Genomic DNA, 16,350 nt, shown 5'->3' with positions numbered 1-16,350 from the left:
ATCTGTTTTTAGATAACTCAAAGTTATACATACGATGAGTGTCAGTTATATTAGTTGTACTTTTTAAATGAATTAAAGATAATGAACATAAATGGAGGCGATCAAATGGATGATTTTAAAGACTATCTAAGTAAAATAAGCGATGAGGACCAGCGTGCTAGAACCACAAAAGTTCTCAACTGGGTTCACTCAGAATTTCCACAACTAAAAACACGAATTGCTTGGAACCAACCCATGTTTACTGATCACGATACTTTTATTATTGGCTTTAGCACTTCCAAAAAGCATTTAGCTGTTGCTCCTGAAGAAATTACTATCACAAAGTTTAGTGACCAAATTAAAGAAGCTGGTTATGCACATACGAAAGGCTTAATTCAGATTCCTTGGGAAAAAGATGTTGATTTTGAACTGTTAAAAGATATTATTCAATTTAATATTGATGAAAAAATAGATGCGACCAGCTTCTGGCGCAAATAAAAAACTCGTTTATCACCATCAATTTGGTAATAAACAAGTTTTATTTAATTATTTTTCAACTGCTTGTAGTTCTTGATTGTTATCCAATTGAGATTTGCCGTTCATATGTTTTCTTTGAAGGATAATCATACTCCACCATAGAAGACCTAATGCAATAACCGCAAAGACAATTAATACTAGAACTGATTGTGTAACAGTCATTGAACCTAATCCGGAAGAAATAGCTTCACGGAAAGCCATGATTGAGTAAGTCAATGGTAGGAATGGATGAATTGCATTGTAGAATCCATTTGTAACTTCCATTGGGAAGGTACCACCTGAACCACCAAGTTGTAACATCAACAGAATCATAGCTAAGAATCGCCCAGGATTATCAAAGGCCATTGATAGGAACATAACTATATACATCGACGCGACCGCAATTGCGATGGCTGTTAAGTAGTATTGACCGACATGATCAGGGTGAATACCAGCGACCATCATTACAGTTGCTTCAATGATTGCCATTGCAACAGCAACCACTGTTCCAACAGATACCTTACTTAAGAACCAATCTGTAGCAGTTCCGCCACGACGTGAAATCTTACGGATTGGGTAAGCAAAGTTAAATACGATTGCACCAACATAGAGTGCTAATGAAAGTACGTACGGAGCTAAAGCATGTCCGTAATTAGGAACATAACTGTAGTTAGTGTGTTTCAAGTCAGTTGGAGCAGCAAACATCTTAGCGTTCTTATCTCCTAGAGAAACGCCGTTAGCTTGTTTTGCACCATCAGAAAGTTTATCTGATAACAATCCGTTACCAGCAGCAACTTTCTTTGCACCATCTTTAAGCTCACCAGATTTAGAATCTAATGTTGCTGCACCATTTGCAACTTTATCCATGCCAGCTACAAGTGCACCTGTTTTAGATTGAAGAGTATTGATACCACCACTTAATTGATGAGCACCGCCATCAGCTTTATTAAGACCGGCAGCTACTTGTCCAGCACCATTTACTAATTTAGGCATCTTGCCTTGCATTGTTTGAAGACCGCCTGTTACTTGTGCTGAACCATTAGCTAATTTATTAATAACAGTTGATAGTGCACCTGTTTTACCATTTAACGCATCTAATCCACCAGCTAATTGTCCAGCACCACCAGTCAATTGATCAACACCGCTTACTAATAATGGAACCTGACCATTCATTTGTTGGAGTCCACCATGAAGTTGGCTAATTCCTCCGGTTAATGCGGATCCGTTATTTGCTAAGGCACCTGATCCTTGAGCAATTCTTGAAATTCCATCAGTTAGAGCAGGAGTTGAACCATTAAGGCTACTCAAGCCATTATTTAGAGCTCCAGCACCTTTTTTAAGTGCATCAGAATTACTATTTAACTCTGCAGTACCTAATTGCAATTTGTCAGAACCATTTTTAAGTCCCGTAATCCCATCAGTTAATTGTGGCAATTGACCTGAAAGATCTTTAATACCATACGAAAGACTTGTTGATCCCTTAGAAAGTTCATCAATACTTCCCGACAATTGTTTAGATGCATCTCTTAATCGGGCTAGATTCTCTGCTAATTCGTTATTACTAATAGCAGTACCACCGACAGCTGCGCTCATTGCTGAAACCTGTTTACTGATGGATTTTAATTGATAATTTAATGAGTTTTGTTTTTGATCAGTCCCACTTGTTTGGCTCACACCACTTTTTACATCGTCGATTGAAGCTTGAATTTGACTTATCTTGCTAGAATCTACTTTGCCACCTGTTGTTTTAGTTGTAGCAGATGTATTACCAGCATTAAGCGATGCCTTCAATGAAGCAAGATCAGCTGCCTTAATATTCTTACCATTAGCCCAAGCATCTACCTTACCATCAAGGTTGGATGTTGCAGATGGCGTTGTTTCTATAGTTGGAGATCCAGAATTCAATGAACCAACTTCGCCTTTGATAGCATCAAGTTTGCCTTTAACATCACCAGAATCTTGTGAGTCATTTGACTTATCTGATAATTGATTTAATTGGTTAGCTACACCAGCTAACCCTTTTTGAAGATCCTGCATTTTAGCAGCTACAGCCGGATCAGATACACTGGCAGTTAATGCTTCTAATCCACCAGTAATCTTTTGACTTCCAGCACCAAGTTGACCCATTCCACCATTTAAAGCAGTTGCACCGTCAGATAACTGATTAACACCACCTGGTAATCCAGCAGTTTGTCTTTGTAATTCTGAAATACCGTTTGCTAACTTAGAAGCACCATCATTAGCTGAACTTACACCGCCGGTATAGCTATTAATACCAGCATTAAGTTGGTTTGCACCCGTTGATAATTGTTGAATTCCACCAACAAGTTCACCGGTTTTCCCATTTAGCTTTTGAATTCCATCATTTACTTGATAGACGCCATTAACGTATTGAGTTGATTTTGTTTGTAATTCATAAGAACCATCAGATAACTTCTTAACTCCAGTCACTAATACTCCAGTCTTACCTTGTAAAGTAGTCAAACCTTTAGTTAACGCATTTGCACCATTATCTAGCTTTGCAACTCCATTAGTTAATGCAGGCATCCCCCCCTGGATAGCTTGCAAACCATAAGTCACTAATCCTGATCCAGGTGCAAGCTTATTAATACCGCCGGATACCTGATTAACGCCATCAGAGACTTGTCCTGCACCCACACTTAACTTATCTAAACCAGTTGATAACTCACTAGCTCCACTAGCAAGTAGCGCAACACCAGAAGGTAATTTTTGAACTTCTGTATCCATCGTTGCAAGTCCATCATGTAATTGACTAACACCAGTTGTGTATTGGTTAACACCATCTGAAAGTTTTACAGCACCTTTTTCAAGTTTACCGGCACCATCTGAGGCATCTTTAAGACCTTTACCAGCTTTTTGAACTAATGCAAACATTGTTGTTGCGTAAGACTTAGTTACTTGTTCACGCACTGTCGAGTTCAACTTTTCAGCACCAACATCACTGATAACTTTACCAATGTAGTTTAATGAAGCATTGGTTGAATACTTAAGTTGCATCTTTTGTGGATCTTTAGATGCGACCGTTGAGGCATTCTTTGAAAAGTTTTCTGGAATCGTAACCGTTGTATAGTACTTGTGATCACGCATCCCTGCTTTTGCCTTATCAGCTGAAACAAATCGCCAGCCTAATTGGTCATTTTTCTTAAGATTCTTTACCATCTGGTTTCCGACATCAAGTCGTTTACCTTGATAGTCAACTGGCTTATCCAGGTTAACTACCGCAACTGGTAAATTTTTTGTATCTCCATACGGATCCCAAACAGATCGTAGGAAGAACACACTATATAGGAAAGGAATAAAGATAATTGCAATGACTGACATCAAAATCAGCTTATTCTTTCCAATGAATTGCCACTCTTTTCGAATCATGTAACAAAACTCTCCCTTATATAAAAAGTAAAAATATTTCATTGATTCATTCGAATGCACGAATCAATCAGTTAAATAAAAATTTATTTCTTCCACAAGTTTTCATCAGCACGTAACACATCAATTAAATGCTGAACTTGATCGATCATCGCACCAATCGTCAAGCTGTAGATATTACTAGTACCATCCCTTTGGACAGAAACTAATCCTAGTTCCTTCAATTGCTTTAAATGATGTGAAATGGCTGGTTGTGAAATATTAATCACTTCAGTCAGCTTTGTAACCGTCATACCATGTTCACTTTCACCAAGTGTAATCATGATCTGTTGGCGACGTTCATCAGATAAAGCATCCAACAACGGGATATTTTTCTTAAATTCTTGGAGCGCTTCTCCGCGAGATACCTTCATGGGCTTTCTCCTTCATTCGAACATTCGAATATTTAAATACAAGGAATATCTTAACGCGCTGAAACAATGAAATCAAGTGAAAATTCCTGTGAAAGCGGTATACTATATGAAAAACTTTTTGAGGTATCTTAATTATGAAATTCACACCATATTTAACATTTAATGGAACTGCCAAAGCAGCTCTTACATTTTACCAAAAAGTCCTCGGTGGTAGTCTAAATATCAGCACTGTCCAAGAACTATTTCACCCTGAAGATCATGCAATCGGTCAATTAATCGTACATGGTGTTTTGACAGTTAATGATCATCTTCAAATCTCTGCCTTGGATGTAATTCCAGGTGCCCCCTCCGTTCAACCTGGTCATACTGTTTCAATGGGATTAACTTTCCATAACATTGTCACTGCCAGCTCAATTTTTGAAAAGCTAGCTGAAAATGGAAAGGTAATTATTAAATTTGCACCAAAGGATTGGGGCGGAACATTCGGGATTATTGAAGATCAATTTGGAGTTCGTTGGAATATTTCGGCATAGAATTAGAGCGTGGATTGAGGAACGCGTTTCAGAAAAGATAAAAAGAGAGCCTGGATTTTTTAATTCCAAGCTCTCTTAATTTTTAGTTTCTTTACATTCCAAGTGGTGCGCGTCCAACACCCATATCAACATTTTCATCTTCTGTAATCAAACGTTTCATTTGAGGAATTCGAACTGCACGGGCCAATTTATTAATGCGTTGCTGAATGGCACGTTTATCATCGTTATCAACGTCTTCATCACTAAGACTTTCAAAGTAAAATTGGAAAAGCTCTGGATCCAAATTACCTAGCACGGATGACATTGCATTGAATCCAACAGCACGTTTAGTCAGAATATTACTTTCGCCACCAATAAAGTATAGGAAGTCTTTTTTTAACTTGTCGTGTAAATCGACAACTTTTTGTGGATTACCAGATTCTTTTAATCCAATAACTTGTTCTGACTTTGCAAGTTCCACGATGGAATCAAGTTCTAAGTCAAATCCTGTACGTTTTGGATTGTTATATAAAATGGCATCCTTACCATCTAAAGCCGTTAAAATAGTTTTAACATAACTAACTGCTTCTTCTTGAGTTGGTAAAATATATGGAGGAAAACCAATCAAGGCTGCTTTGATTTTATCAGCCTTTGCAATTGCTGAAGCTAATTTAACTGCTTCACTCAAACGAACATTTGAAAGTCCGAAAATAAATTCAAATTCAGCAGGCCATTCTTCATCAGCTTGAATTGCATCAATCAATTGGATTTTTTCATCCGTTGTCATACTGTGTTGTTCACCGTTTGAACCACTAACCAAAACGGATTTGATACCCTTATCAGCTAGATTGTGAATATGGTCTAAAGTTGCACCGATATTAAGAGTTTCATCTTGAGTATCAAAAGCAGTTGGAACAGAAATGTGAAAATTATTTTTTAATGTCATTATTAAACTCCTTCTTCTTTTTCTTCATTATATCGCAGTTTTGGCCTACTACCAGATTCTAGCTAAAATCTTAATATATACCAATTATAGATATACTTTAAACACCCTGATTAAATGCGTGAGCATTTTACTATACATTTATAAGTAAAGTGATTATCATATAGTTCATAAGTTAATATAACTTAGGGAGGATATTACTATGAAAATGACAATTAAACCCGCAGCAGTAGAATATATTCAAGATAAAATCAACGATGGCCAACGTATTTTCTTGGCGTTAGATGATGGATCAAGTAAATTTTCAAAATTGGGTGGTTCCTGTGCGATCGGCAATAAATTCCAACTTGTCTTAGCCGACAACGCAGATTCGGACTACACAACTGAAATTGAAAACAATTCTGACTACAAAGTTTACACAAGTGGTGAAGAGTTAACCTTCCTTGGAAATGGACTTTCACTAGACTACAAGAATGCCATGCTTAAGCTAAGTGATAACAGTGGTATTTTAGATGGTGCTGTAACTATTATCCAAGCCCCTGACGAAGTAGCATCAAAAGATCAACTCAAAGAAGATATGCAAACAATTGGCGTTAAGAATTGCTAAGCCATTCAATTAATTAAATCCGTGATTGATGATTTAAAAACCATCTTTCACGGATTTTTTTATTTTAAATCATTAATCGGTTTTTGAACTTCAATTTTAGTCCCAAAATACTTCTTAGCGATCCACTTTTGAATATCTTTATCGTGATAAAGAGCTACTAATTTCTTATACTTAGCATTATCAATGCTACCTTTAGCTGTGGCTAGAATATTTATATTGTTCTTAGTACTCTGGTTGACCTTTTCATGGAAAATCGAATCACTCAAAACATGCAAGTGACCTGTTAAGGCAACCGTATTTGAAATTAATACCGCGTCTACCTGTCCCAGAACTCGGGGTCCAGTATGATCATCAATCTGTTTGAACTTGAGATGCTTAGGATTTTCAGCTATTTGGTCGATATTACCTAAAGCTCCCAGATTCTTTTTAACTTTAATCAAACCTGCTGATTGTAATAGTAGTAAACTGCGTGCCGTTCCGGCTGGGTCATTTGGAAATGCAATCGTTGCACCATCTGGAATATCATTAACATTTTTATATTTCTTAGAATAAATACCCATGGGTTCTAGATACGTTGTTCCAATTGCTCCTAGCTGATTGCTTGGGTTGTCTTTATTATAGGCTTCAAAATATGACCAAGACTGGAACGCATTAACATCAATATTTCCTTGTGCCGTTCCTTTATTTAATTGAACACTATCTGTGACTTCTTTTACTTTCAAATTCAATCCGGCTTTTTTTGCTTCAGGACTTTGTGCGATATGTTGCCAAATATCATAATCCGATCCAACTGATCCAATTGTAATCGGTGCCGACTCTGCTTGATGATGACGGACAAAGTTTCCCACATTATGTATTCCAACAATGATAAGAGCGGCCACCGCTAAGGTTCCTAAAATATATATATAGCTTTTCTTCATAGATTTGGCCTCCTAAAATTGTTCAAAGTGTTTAGCTAAACGATCGCCGATAATCTGAATTGCAAAAATTAATACCAGAATAATCAACATTGCAACCACCGTTACATCACCCTCGAAACGTGCGTAACCAATACTAATCGCCACGTCTCCTAATCCACCAGCACCAATTGCACCAGCCACCGTTGTTAGACTGACCAAGCTTATTACCGTGAAAGTTGAAGCGCGAATAATATCTGGCAATCCTTCTCTTAAATAAACTGAGAAAATAATTCCGATTGGACTCGATCCCATTGATTGAGCTGCTTCTACAACCCCTGGGTCAATTTCTAATAAAGCATTTTGAACTTGGCGAGCATAAAAAGGAAAAATACCGAAGATTAATGGTACTAAAGCAGCCGTAGTTCCAATCGTTGTCCCAACAATATAGTTAGTTAACGGAGCAATCACTGCCAACAAGATAATGAATGGAATCGATCTTAAAACATTAACCGTTTTATCTGTAAATGAGTAAATAATTGAATCCTCGAGAATACCATGCTTTTGAGAAACAACTAACAAAACTCCTAGTGCCAATCCGATTACACCCGCAATAATAGCTGATAAAAATGTCATATAGATTGTTTCCCACGTCGCTGTAATAAATTGGTCTTTCATATGAATTACATTGGGTAATAAATTAATCATTAGCAACATCCTCCTTCAAAGCACTCGATTTAACTTCAGTTATTTTGACTCCATTTTCTGTTAATAAACTTACAGCTTGTTTCAATGTATCCGGTGTTCCTGTCAAAATTGCAATCATAGTGCCTACACTGATTCCGTCAATTTGATCAACGTTAGCAAATAGAATATTAGCATCCACATTCAATTTTCGAGCCAGCTCAGAAATCAAACTTTGTTTAGATGACTGACCGACAAAGCTCAGTGTTATCAATCGTTGATTTTCATCTAATTTAGAAATCTGTGGGTCATTACCGATTCTCGCTAAAGCTTCTTTAACGTTAGTTGAAGTATCCACAAAGTCTTTAGTTAATGGCTGTTGGGGTTCTGTAAAGACAGATGCAACCGGTCCGCGTTCAATGATCTGCCCCTTTTCCATGACCGCCACGTTATGGCAAATCGTTTTAATTGCCTGCATCTCATGCGTGATTAGAACAATCGTCACACCTAACTGCTGATTTAAGTGTTTTAGTAACTTTAAAATCGACATTGTAGTTTTGGGATCCAAAGCACTAGTAGCTTCATCTGAAATGAGTACTTCTGGGTCATTTGCTAATGCCCTTGCGATTGCCACTCGTTGCTTTTGTCCGCCTGATAATTGGTCGGGATAAGCATTTTCAAATTCAGCTAGTCCAACTAGTTCTAAAAGCTTACGTGCTTTATCTTGCCGATCCGATTTAGAAATCGATTCTCTCAGGAGCGGATATTCAACGTTATTTAAAACAGTCCGAGATTTCATTAGGTTAAAATGTTGAAAGATCATTCCGATTTTCTTACGAGCTTGTCGTAATTTTGATTCATCAAGATCTAGGAGTTGCTGCTGGTTTACTTGAACGGTCCCTTTGGTCGGCTTTTGTAAAAGATTAATCACACGCACTAATGTACTCTTACCAGCACCGGAGTACCCAATCACACCGTAAATATCCCCTTTTTCAATTTCCAGGTTCACATCTTTGACGGCTGTTAATTCTTTTTGTTCATCCTTAAAAATAACCGAAATATCTTTTAACTGAATTATTGAATCTGCCATAATCTCTCTCCCTCGTCTTTCTAAACAAAAAAAGCATCCGCCCCAAAACGATCGTAATGATCATTAAGGGACGAATGCTTTTCGTGATACCACCCTGATTTACACAGCTTTTACAAACTCTGCCTCGCTGGTACCTTTAACTAACGATACCCGGCAATGTAACGGTTGCTACCGACTAAGTGGCAATCACCGCTTAGTAGCTCAGAGCTCATCTTCATTAACGTAACTTCGATCCTTTTCCACCAGCCGGATTCTCTAAACTAGTTTTGTTAATTACTCTTCTCATCAACGCTTTAATTAAATTAAGATTAAATATTGAACTTAGTATACTCATTTAATTTTAATCAGTCAACGGTTTATTTTAAATCAGCTACAATTCGATCAACAGCGGCTTTCACAAATTTGGGATCAGTTGCTAAATTAAGACGAACACAACCAAGTCCATAATCACTGAACCATTCACCATAGTCCACTGCGATACCGACTTTGTTTTGAATAAAATCTTTAATTTGATCAGCTGGCATTACATCTCGTAAATCGAGCCATAACAAGTACGTACCTTCGAGTTCGGCAACTTTAATCTGTGGTACTTCACGATTTAAAGTCACACGCACTTGGTCATAGTTATAACGAATCACTTCCAGAAGTCCGTCCAACCATTCTTCACCATAGCGATATGCAGCTTCAGCAGCCACCTGACCTAGAACACTCAGATCAACTTCATTGAATCGTTTCTTACCAGCCAAAAATTGGTCCTGAATCTTTTGATTAGGAATAATAACGTGAGAGTTCAGCAATCCTGCCATGTTAAAAGTTTTCGATGGTGCAGTCACAATGATTAAATCATCTTGATACCTACCATCAGCGATACTCAAAGCTGAAACAAATTTACGTTCACCAATTTCAATATCTTGATGAATCTCATCTGAAACAATCAAAACTCCATGACGTTGACAAATATCCATGATACGGTCCAACTCATCCGCCGTCCAAATCCGCCCAACTGGATTATGTGGTGAACATTGAATAAATAGCTTAACATCATTTTCCACAATCTTTCGTTCTACATCATCGTAGTCAATTTCAAAATGATTATCAGTTCTCACAAGTTCTGATTTAATCAGCTTTCGTCCGTTATCATTCACCGCGTTATGGAAGGGATAATATACTGGTGTCAGTACTAACACGGCATCATCTGGCTTCGTAAATGTGTTCACAATTGTATATAACGATCCCACAACGCCGTTATCAAAAGTGAGCCATTCCTTTTTCAAATCGATATTATGCCGTTTCTTTTGCCATGCAGCATACGCTTCAAAATAAGAATCTGGTGTTAGTGAATAACCATAAATTCCATGTTGCACCCGTTTGATTAACGCGTCAGTAACAGCTTGTGGTTCCTGGAATTCCATATCAGCAACCCACATTGCAGTTAAATCTGGATTCCCAAACCGTTCATCCAAAGCATCCCACTTTAAAGAGTTCGTATGATGTCGATCTACCGCATATTTTTTAACAAATTCATCTACTGACATTATTAATCCCCATTCCGTCTTCTAAATTAGTCCTAATCTTAGAAAACAATGAGAGTATTGTCAAACACTAAAGTTTAAATTGATTTTCGACATATTCTTTATAAACTGGATGGCTGTCGAGCAATTCTTGGTGATTACCATGGCCAGTTACGGTTCCATTTTCAATAAAGTAAATCTGATTGGCATCCACAATCGTACTCAGACGATGTGCAATAATTAAGGTTGTACGATCTTTCATTAATTTCGTAAGTGCTTTTTGAATCATTGCTTCAGATTCTGAATCCAAGCTAGCAGTTGCTTCATCCAACATTAAAATCTTTGGATCACGCAGGAATGCTCGCGCAATCGCGATTCGTTGGCGTTGACCACCACTTACTTTGACACCTCGTTCGCCAACTTCGGTATCAAGTTGTTGCGGCATTTCACGTACAAAATCCTCTGCATAAGCCATCTGTAAAACATTCCATAGCTCTTCATCAGAATACTCACCCTCAAGGCCATACGTTAGATTATGACGCACAGTTCCAGACATGATTGCTGAATCTTGGCTTACTAATCCAATTTGTGAACGCCAATCCGTTAAATTAACACCGCTGATATCTTGTCCGCCAATCGTAACCTGTCCTTTTGCCGGTGTATAGTAACGTTCAATCAAACTAAAGATTGTTGATTTACCACCACCGGAAGGTCCAGCAAAAGCTGTCACTGTATTTGGTTTGGCTTCAAAGTTAACATGATGTAAAACCTGTGCATCATCACTGTAAGCAAATGATACGTCATTCATCGCCAAATCTTTACCTTCAGTATCAATATCATGTCCCAAATCTAAAGCTTCTTCTGGTTGAGATAACAATTCACGAACACGCATAGTTGAACCATTGGTCTTTGATAAATCACTGAAGAATTGACCTAAGCTAACAACTGGTCCTGTAATTTGGAAAAGATACATCAAAAGCGATAACAATGTTCCCATCGTAATCTCACCGTTGATCACTCGCAAAGCACCATATGATAAGATTCCGACAAACATAGCCATCATAACCATTGTCATTACAGGTCCTGAAATTGAATCATAAATAGCTTCTTTCAAACCAATCTTGTATAAGTCTTGAATTTCACCAAATCCGGTCTTAGTTTCGTATTTTTCACCATTTGATGATTTAACAAGTCGAATTTCACTAAGTGTTGATTCAGTCGTTCCGTTGAACTTAGCTAATTTGTCCTGACGTTGGCGACCGATTTTTCCAGTTGCACGCATAATTGGTAACATCACAACCATCACTAATGGAACCGCAACGAACATTACAATCGTCATGTGCCAGTCCATAAATAGCATAATCACAAGTGCACCAACTAACTGAAGAATTGATGTTACCATTCGTGGAAATGAAACAGCTAGTAAATCTTTAATTTGTGAAGAGTCGTTTACCAAACGTGAGGTAATCTCACCTGTTTTAACTTCATCAAAGTAACTAACTGGTAAGCGAACTAATTTATCCCACAATGATCGACGTAAACCAGCTACAACATGTTCACCAAAGATTCCTAATACTGATCCGGAAATGGCACTAATTACCGCACTCACGATAAATAATACAATCACCATAATCATCAATTGCACATTAAAATGATGTGCAAATCCATTAATTAAATCCTTCGTAAACTTTGGTACAACTAGCTGTGCACCAGTCGAAACCATTCCCAAAGCCAATCCTAAATATAGTTGCCAATAACGTGGCTTGGTTCGGTTAATCAAACTAATAAAATCTCTAAATTTAAATTGCTCCCTCTTCATTTCTTTAGGAGTTTCTGCACCCATTTGATTTTGCATTTTAATACCTTCTTTTTTAAATTACTTAGCTACCTAAATAAATCACAAACGAAAGTATAGCAGTATCGATTTTAAAGTGCAACTATCGGATTAAAATATTTCACTAACCATCGATAAGCACATTCTTTGCAAAACGATTATTCACAATTCATACTTCTAATTACACCGATGTTTTGAATTCGAGAGAAGAGAGATGATCTAGCATGAAAGTCTTAATTGTCGCAGAAAATTTTATTATGGACGGTGTCAAACGTGTTACCAGTGTTTTAGGTAACGAACTGGCTAAAGAGAACGACGTAACTTATTATTCTTTAGCAGACATTGAATCATTTTATACGCTCAAAGCACCGCTCCAAATTGCGTCTCATCCAATTGATTCCAAAGGGATTAGCTTTCGTGGCTCACAACCATTAACACATTTTAAAATTCAAATCGGTGATTTAATCACCACACTTAAAGATGGGCATTTCGATGCTGTTATTATGACCGCTGGACTACTGACTAGTTTCATCCCCGTCATCAAGCAACAACTGCCAACTATCACAGCCATCGCCTGGATGCACAACAATGTTGATACGTATCTCAACAACTACTATGTTCATATGCAAAAGGAATTCAAACGAGGACTGAGAGCTGCTAACTATGTGGTAGTACTTACCGAATACGATTTACTTGGTTTCTTACCATTCAATCCCAATACCGTTAAAATTTATAATCCATTAACGATTGTTCCTACTGGAGAAGCAGACTTGGAGAAGCATAATATTGCATTTACTGGTCGAATTGATATCCAGCAAAAGGGAATCGACTTCTTAGTTCAGGTTGCTTCCCTATTACCCGGCGACTGGCATATCACCATTGCCGGTGATGGTCGCGAAAAAGCTGTGCAGGAATTTCATGATTTGATTAATCAGTTTCATGCTCGCCACAAAATTAAATATCTCGGTCGTTTGAAGGATAAGGAACTTCAAAAGCACTATCAAAATGCTTCTTTATTTATGATGACCTCACGCTGGGAAGGCTTACCACTCGTGATCGGAGAAGCAATGAGTTTCGGTCTTCCCATTGTCACCATGTACTCCACCGGAGCTGACGAATACTTAGCCAATGGTCAACACGGTCTTTTACATCCTGATCACAATCCAGAAACTTTTATTCAGGCGCTCAAGCCCTTTTTAGAAAATTTAGAGCAACGCGAAGCATTGGCTGAAAAATCTTTAAAACGGGTTAAAGATTTTCAAATTAGTACGATTTTAAAAGAATGGATGCAAATTCTAGAATAGAAAAAAGATTTGAAACAATATACAGTTTCAAATCTTTTTAAACTTATGACTATTTAGAAATATTATCTTTAATAGTTTCTCTTCAAAGTCACCATGTTATATGCTTTAACACTACCATCGCTATCAATCTTATTTTCAAGAGCATCTACAACTGTTGAATTTCTTAACAATTCTTGTGGTAATGTAATAACATCTCTAGTTGGATTTTGAATGCGAATTATATATGCATCATTAGCACTATAAGATGGATAAACGGCAGAAACAATTAAATCACCTGTATCTACAATAGAAAGCTCACTGTTAATTTTAGGATTATCATCAGTTTCCCAAATTTTATTATCAAGTCGATTAATAAATAAATTGAGTTTTTGTTTTTGATACGAAATAGATTGCGATAACCAACGATGCGTTTCTAAAGAAGTTTTCTGCTCAGAGAATGCATTATTTGCAATACTTAATGCAAATTCAAAATCATTATCACCTATTTCTTCTGCCATCGGTGTTGCCATCATAACGTGCCCCTGATTGGTTGTATCTCCTGAGGCTCGTCCAGGTCGCCAACTTAAATTAGGCTTTCCAAGTTGTCCGGTTGTCGCCATTAGTGTAATGTACAAATATTTATCGTTCGACTCATATTCTTTCATACCTTTACCTAAAAAGGTTAGATGTTTAACACTATTGGTTACAGTTACAGATTTATCAAAGTTAAAGATATTAACTGGTTTCTCTACAAACTCTTTTGACCAATCATTTGCAATATTCTTATTTTCTGTATTAATAAACCCATCTTGGATATGAGCAACCACTCTACTATTATCAATTTGTGCGTTAATGCGTAGTCTCAATCGATGTGAATACACCTGATTATCAAAATGTAGCTTAAAATTCAACAATCCATTTTCATCAAACCACATCTCTAACTCATACTTAACATTTTTCTTGTTTGAATTTTTGCTTGTACGATCACTCAAATGTACAGGCAATTCATAATCACCATCCAATATCATTTTTTGTGCTTTTTCATTTACAGCTAGTGATTTAACATTTTTAAATGGCAATACAACTTCTTTATCATTTTTTAATGGTGAATAATCATAAGTATCACCATCGTTACCAGAGTCCACCAGTTGAATAATATTTTTAATAATATTCGAATTATTTTTGTAATTTATCTCATTGCCAGTAAAAGTAACTTCTTGGTCCTTAAAAGTAATCCTATTTTCATCGCCTTCAATATATTCTGAAAGCTTTTTGTTAGTCTCTTCATATCGAATCACTTTATATCCCAATGAAGGTAAACTTAATTCACCCTTAATCCATAGTTCATAATATTCCGGCTCATCAGTATATTCCTGACCTCTAGGAGTCATCATAAGAATGTGATGTCTAACTGGATAATGTTTACTCTTTTCAACCACAGTATTTTTTAAGCCATCAAATTTTAGGTTCAAAGAGCTGGCAGTTATATGCACCACTTTATTTCCACTAAAAGGTTTTGTATCTGTATTAAACACAAGGACATCATGATCGCTTAAGTTTAAATACTCAGCAATTTTCTTTTTAATCATATTTTCGATGCCATCAGCTATTTCATTTGCTTCTTTAAATCGGTGCATAATATCTTCTGCTACATTATCAGAAACACTACCACCTAAAGTGTCGTGTGCTTGGCATTCTAACAGCTTTTTCCATAGTTTAATTAATAATCCATTTCCAATTTCCACTCCACTTTTGTGAGCAATTACTGCCAATGGCTCAATTCTACGCAATATTTTTTGTTCTAATGCAAAATTATTAGTCTTTATTTGATGCCGTACAGACCCGATAGTTCTATGAACTCTTGAATACGTAGGTAGTCTTAGTTCTCCTTTGTAAGTAGGGAGATCCACTCGTTTTCTAAGTTTACTAATAAATTCAGGATACGAACTAATCACTGTATCATTTTCACTTAAATCATTTAAATCGCTCACAGTTTTGCTAATATTTTTAATAATATTCATTTGGTCAATACCAGAAGGCATCAACACTTCAGTATTCTTAAAATGATCAGCTTCAAATTTAGCTGCTGGATCATATCGTTGATCAACAAATTGAGATAGGTTTCTTTTTGAATCCATATCTATTTGAGCCGTAAAGTAACCAAAAGGAAAGTTTGCTGCATAAACTGAGTCAGCGGATAATCCTTGCCATTTAAAATATACCGAATTAGTCTGTGAGTTAAAATTAGTACCTCTCCAAAAAACAAAGTTGTCTATTCCAACTTGATTTAGTATAGTTGGCATTTGTGCATTAAACCCAAATGTATCTGGTAAATAGCCAACCATCATTGGTTTACCATATTTATTCTGTGTATCATTAATTCCTATAATCAAATTACGCAAAATAGATTCTGTATCTGGTATTAGTGCATCTGTCTGTGTATACCATGGGCCTAAAAATAATCTACCTTGTTTTACTAAGTTAACAATTCTTTCTTTTGACTCCGGATGAATTTCTACATATTCATCCACTATTGAAATTTGTCCATCAAGGCAAAAATTAACTTTGGAATGTTTTTCAAGTTCATCTAATACTTCTGTAAAAACTTGGTCACTTAATACAAGTGCGTCCATTGTGGTGAAATACCACTCTCTATCCCAATGTGTATGATTGACAAGGTTTGTTTGTACCATAT

General features: G+C 36.6%; 13 protein-coding genes and 1 other annotated feature. Of the genes, 4 read left to right on the top strand and 9 right to left on the bottom strand.

Translation table 11 applies throughout. The annotated features are described in order from the left end of the window. Positions 1–105 precede the first annotated feature (105 nt). The gene (locus IV88_RS05160) at positions 106–477 is read left to right on the top strand and encodes an iron chaperone (protein ID WP_057799469.1); all 372 of its coding nucleotides are present in this window, start codon (positions 106–108) and stop codon (positions 475–477) included. A gap of 48 nt (positions 478–525) precedes the next feature. On the opposite strand, the gene IV88_RS05155 is transcribed toward IV88_RS05160, so the two are convergent. Together IV88_RS05155 and IV88_RS05150 are read right to left on the bottom strand one after the other, a co-directional pair. Continuing rightward, positions 526–3,885, bottom strand: coding sequence for a YhgE/Pip domain-containing protein (locus IV88_RS05155; protein WP_057799467.1), 3,360 nt, complete (start codon positions 3,883–3,885; stop codon positions 526–528). Positions 3,886–3,968: 83 nt separating this feature from the next. After that, positions 3,969–4,295, bottom strand: coding sequence for an ArsR/SmtB family transcription factor (locus IV88_RS05150; RefSeq protein WP_057799465.1), 327 nt, complete (start codon positions 4,293–4,295; stop codon positions 3,969–3,971). Positions 4,296–4,429: 134 nt separating this feature from the next. On the opposite strand from IV88_RS05150, the gene IV88_RS05145 reads away from it, so the two are divergent. After that, complete coding sequence (locus IV88_RS05145) at positions 4,430–4,828, top strand: VOC family protein (protein WP_057799463.1); 399 nt, start codon at positions 4,430–4,432, stop codon at positions 4,826–4,828. A 91-nt stretch (positions 4,829–4,919) separates the two neighbouring features. On the opposite strand, the gene IV88_RS05140 is transcribed toward IV88_RS05145, so the two are convergent. Further along, positions 4,920–5,753 carry a dihydrodipicolinate synthase family protein gene (locus tag IV88_RS05140; protein ID WP_057799461.1) on the bottom strand — a complete coding sequence of 278 codons (834 nt, stop codon included), beginning with the start codon at positions 5,751–5,753 and terminating at the stop codon, positions 4,920–4,922. 199 nt (positions 5,754–5,952) lie between these two features. On the opposite strand from IV88_RS05140, the gene IV88_RS05135 reads away from it, so the two are divergent. Further along, positions 5,953–6,357, top strand: a complete 405-nt coding sequence (locus tag IV88_RS05135) for an iron-sulfur cluster biosynthesis family protein (protein ID WP_057799459.1) — start codon at positions 5,953–5,955, stop codon at positions 6,355–6,357. 59 nt (positions 6,358–6,416) lie between these two features. Here the strand turns inward: IV88_RS05135 and IV88_RS05130 are convergent, their stop codons facing one another. From IV88_RS05130 to IV88_RS05110, 5 genes are all read right to left on the bottom strand, one after another. After that, positions 6,417–7,277: a MetQ/NlpA family ABC transporter substrate-binding protein gene (locus IV88_RS05130; protein ID WP_057799457.1), complete on the bottom strand. Its 861-nt coding sequence runs from the start codon at positions 7,275–7,277 to the stop codon at positions 6,417–6,419. Positions 7,278–7,289: 12 nt separating this feature from the next. Next, positions 7,290–7,961, bottom strand: a complete 672-nt coding sequence (locus tag IV88_RS05125) for a methionine ABC transporter permease (protein ID WP_083486844.1) — start codon at positions 7,959–7,961, stop codon at positions 7,290–7,292. Then, a complete protein-coding gene (locus tag IV88_RS05120) occupies positions 7,954–9,027 on the bottom strand; it encodes a methionine ABC transporter ATP-binding protein (RefSeq protein ID WP_057799453.1) in 1,074 nt (357 codons plus the stop codon). Before IV88_RS05120 ends, IV88_RS05125 begins: the two co-directional genes overlap by 8 nt. Positions 9,028–9,090: 63 nt before the next feature. Further along, positions 9,091–9,325 (bottom strand) — a binding site (T-box leader). 58 nt (positions 9,326–9,383) lie between these two features. Next, entirely contained in the window at positions 9,384–10,562 is a 1,179-nt protein-coding gene (locus tag IV88_RS05115) for a MalY/PatB family protein (RefSeq protein ID WP_057799451.1), read from the bottom strand. Between the two features lie 67 nt (positions 10,563–10,629). Beyond that, entirely contained in the window at positions 10,630–12,393 is a 1,764-nt protein-coding gene (locus tag IV88_RS05110) for an ABC transporter ATP-binding protein (protein WP_057799449.1), read from the bottom strand. Between the two features lie 203 nt (positions 12,394–12,596). On the opposite strand from IV88_RS05110, the gene IV88_RS05105 reads away from it, so the two are divergent. Continuing rightward, positions 12,597–13,676 carry a glycosyltransferase gene (locus tag IV88_RS05105; RefSeq protein ID WP_057799447.1) on the top strand — a complete coding sequence of 360 codons (1,080 nt, stop codon included), beginning with the start codon at positions 12,597–12,599 and terminating at the stop codon, positions 13,674–13,676. 68 nt (positions 13,677–13,744) lie between these two features. On the opposite strand, the gene IV88_RS05100 is transcribed toward IV88_RS05105, so the two are convergent. Beyond that, the gene (locus IV88_RS05100; RefSeq protein WP_057799445.1) at positions 13,745–16,348 is read right to left on the bottom strand and encodes a glycoside hydrolase family 38 N-terminal domain-containing protein; all 2,604 of its coding nucleotides are present in this window, start codon (positions 16,346–16,348) and stop codon (positions 13,745–13,747) included. Positions 16,349–16,350: the final 2 nt, after the last annotated feature.

The organism is Pediococcus argentinicus (assembly GCF_001437605.1).
Classification (GTDB): Bacteria; Bacillota; Bacilli; order Lactobacillales; family Lactobacillaceae; genus Pediococcus; species Pediococcus argentinicus.
Note: the sequence above shows the minus strand (reverse complement) of the source record. Positions and strands in the feature narration are given on the sequence as shown.

Excerpts from the sequence above, each read along its gene's own strand:
- IV88_RS05160 (WP_057799469.1), top strand. The coding sequence starts at position 106 with ATGGATGATTTTAAAGACTATCTAAGTAAAATAAGCGATGAGGACCAG.
- IV88_RS05155 (WP_057799467.1), bottom strand. The coding sequence starts at position 3,885 with ATGATTCGAAAAGAGTGGCAATTCATTGGAAAGAATAAGCTGATTTTG.
- IV88_RS05150 (WP_057799465.1), bottom strand. The coding sequence starts at position 4,295 with ATGAAGGTATCTCGCGGAGAAGCGCTCCAAGAATTTAAGAAAAATATC.
- IV88_RS05145 (WP_057799463.1), top strand. The coding sequence starts at position 4,430 with ATGAAATTCACACCATATTTAACATTTAATGGAACTGCCAAAGCAGCT.
- IV88_RS05140 (WP_057799461.1), bottom strand. The coding sequence starts at position 5,753 with ATGACATTAAAAAATAATTTTCACATTTCTGTTCCAACTGCTTTTGAT.
- IV88_RS05135 (WP_057799459.1), top strand. The coding sequence starts at position 5,953 with ATGAAAATGACAATTAAACCCGCAGCAGTAGAATATATTCAAGATAAA.
- IV88_RS05130 (WP_057799457.1), bottom strand. The coding sequence starts at position 7,277 with ATGAAGAAAAGCTATATATATATTTTAGGAACCTTAGCGGTGGCCGCT.
- IV88_RS05125 (WP_083486844.1), bottom strand. The coding sequence starts at position 7,961 with ATGATTAATTTATTACCCAATGTAATTCATATGAAAGACCAATTTATT.
- IV88_RS05120 (WP_057799453.1), bottom strand. The coding sequence starts at position 9,027 with ATGGCAGATTCAATAATTCAGTTAAAAGATATTTCGGTTATTTTTAAG.
- IV88_RS05115 (WP_057799451.1), bottom strand. The coding sequence starts at position 10,562 with ATGTCAGTAGATGAATTTGTTAAAAAATATGCGGTAGATCGACATCAT.
- IV88_RS05110 (WP_057799449.1), bottom strand. The coding sequence starts at position 12,393 with ATGCAAAATCAAATGGGTGCAGAAACTCCTAAAGAAATGAAGAGGGAG.
- IV88_RS05105 (WP_057799447.1), top strand. The coding sequence starts at position 12,597 with ATGAAAGTCTTAATTGTCGCAGAAAATTTTATTATGGACGGTGTCAAA.
- IV88_RS05100 (WP_057799445.1), bottom strand. The coding sequence starts at position 16,348 with ATGGTACAAACAAACCTTGTCAATCATACACATTGGGATAGAGAGTGG.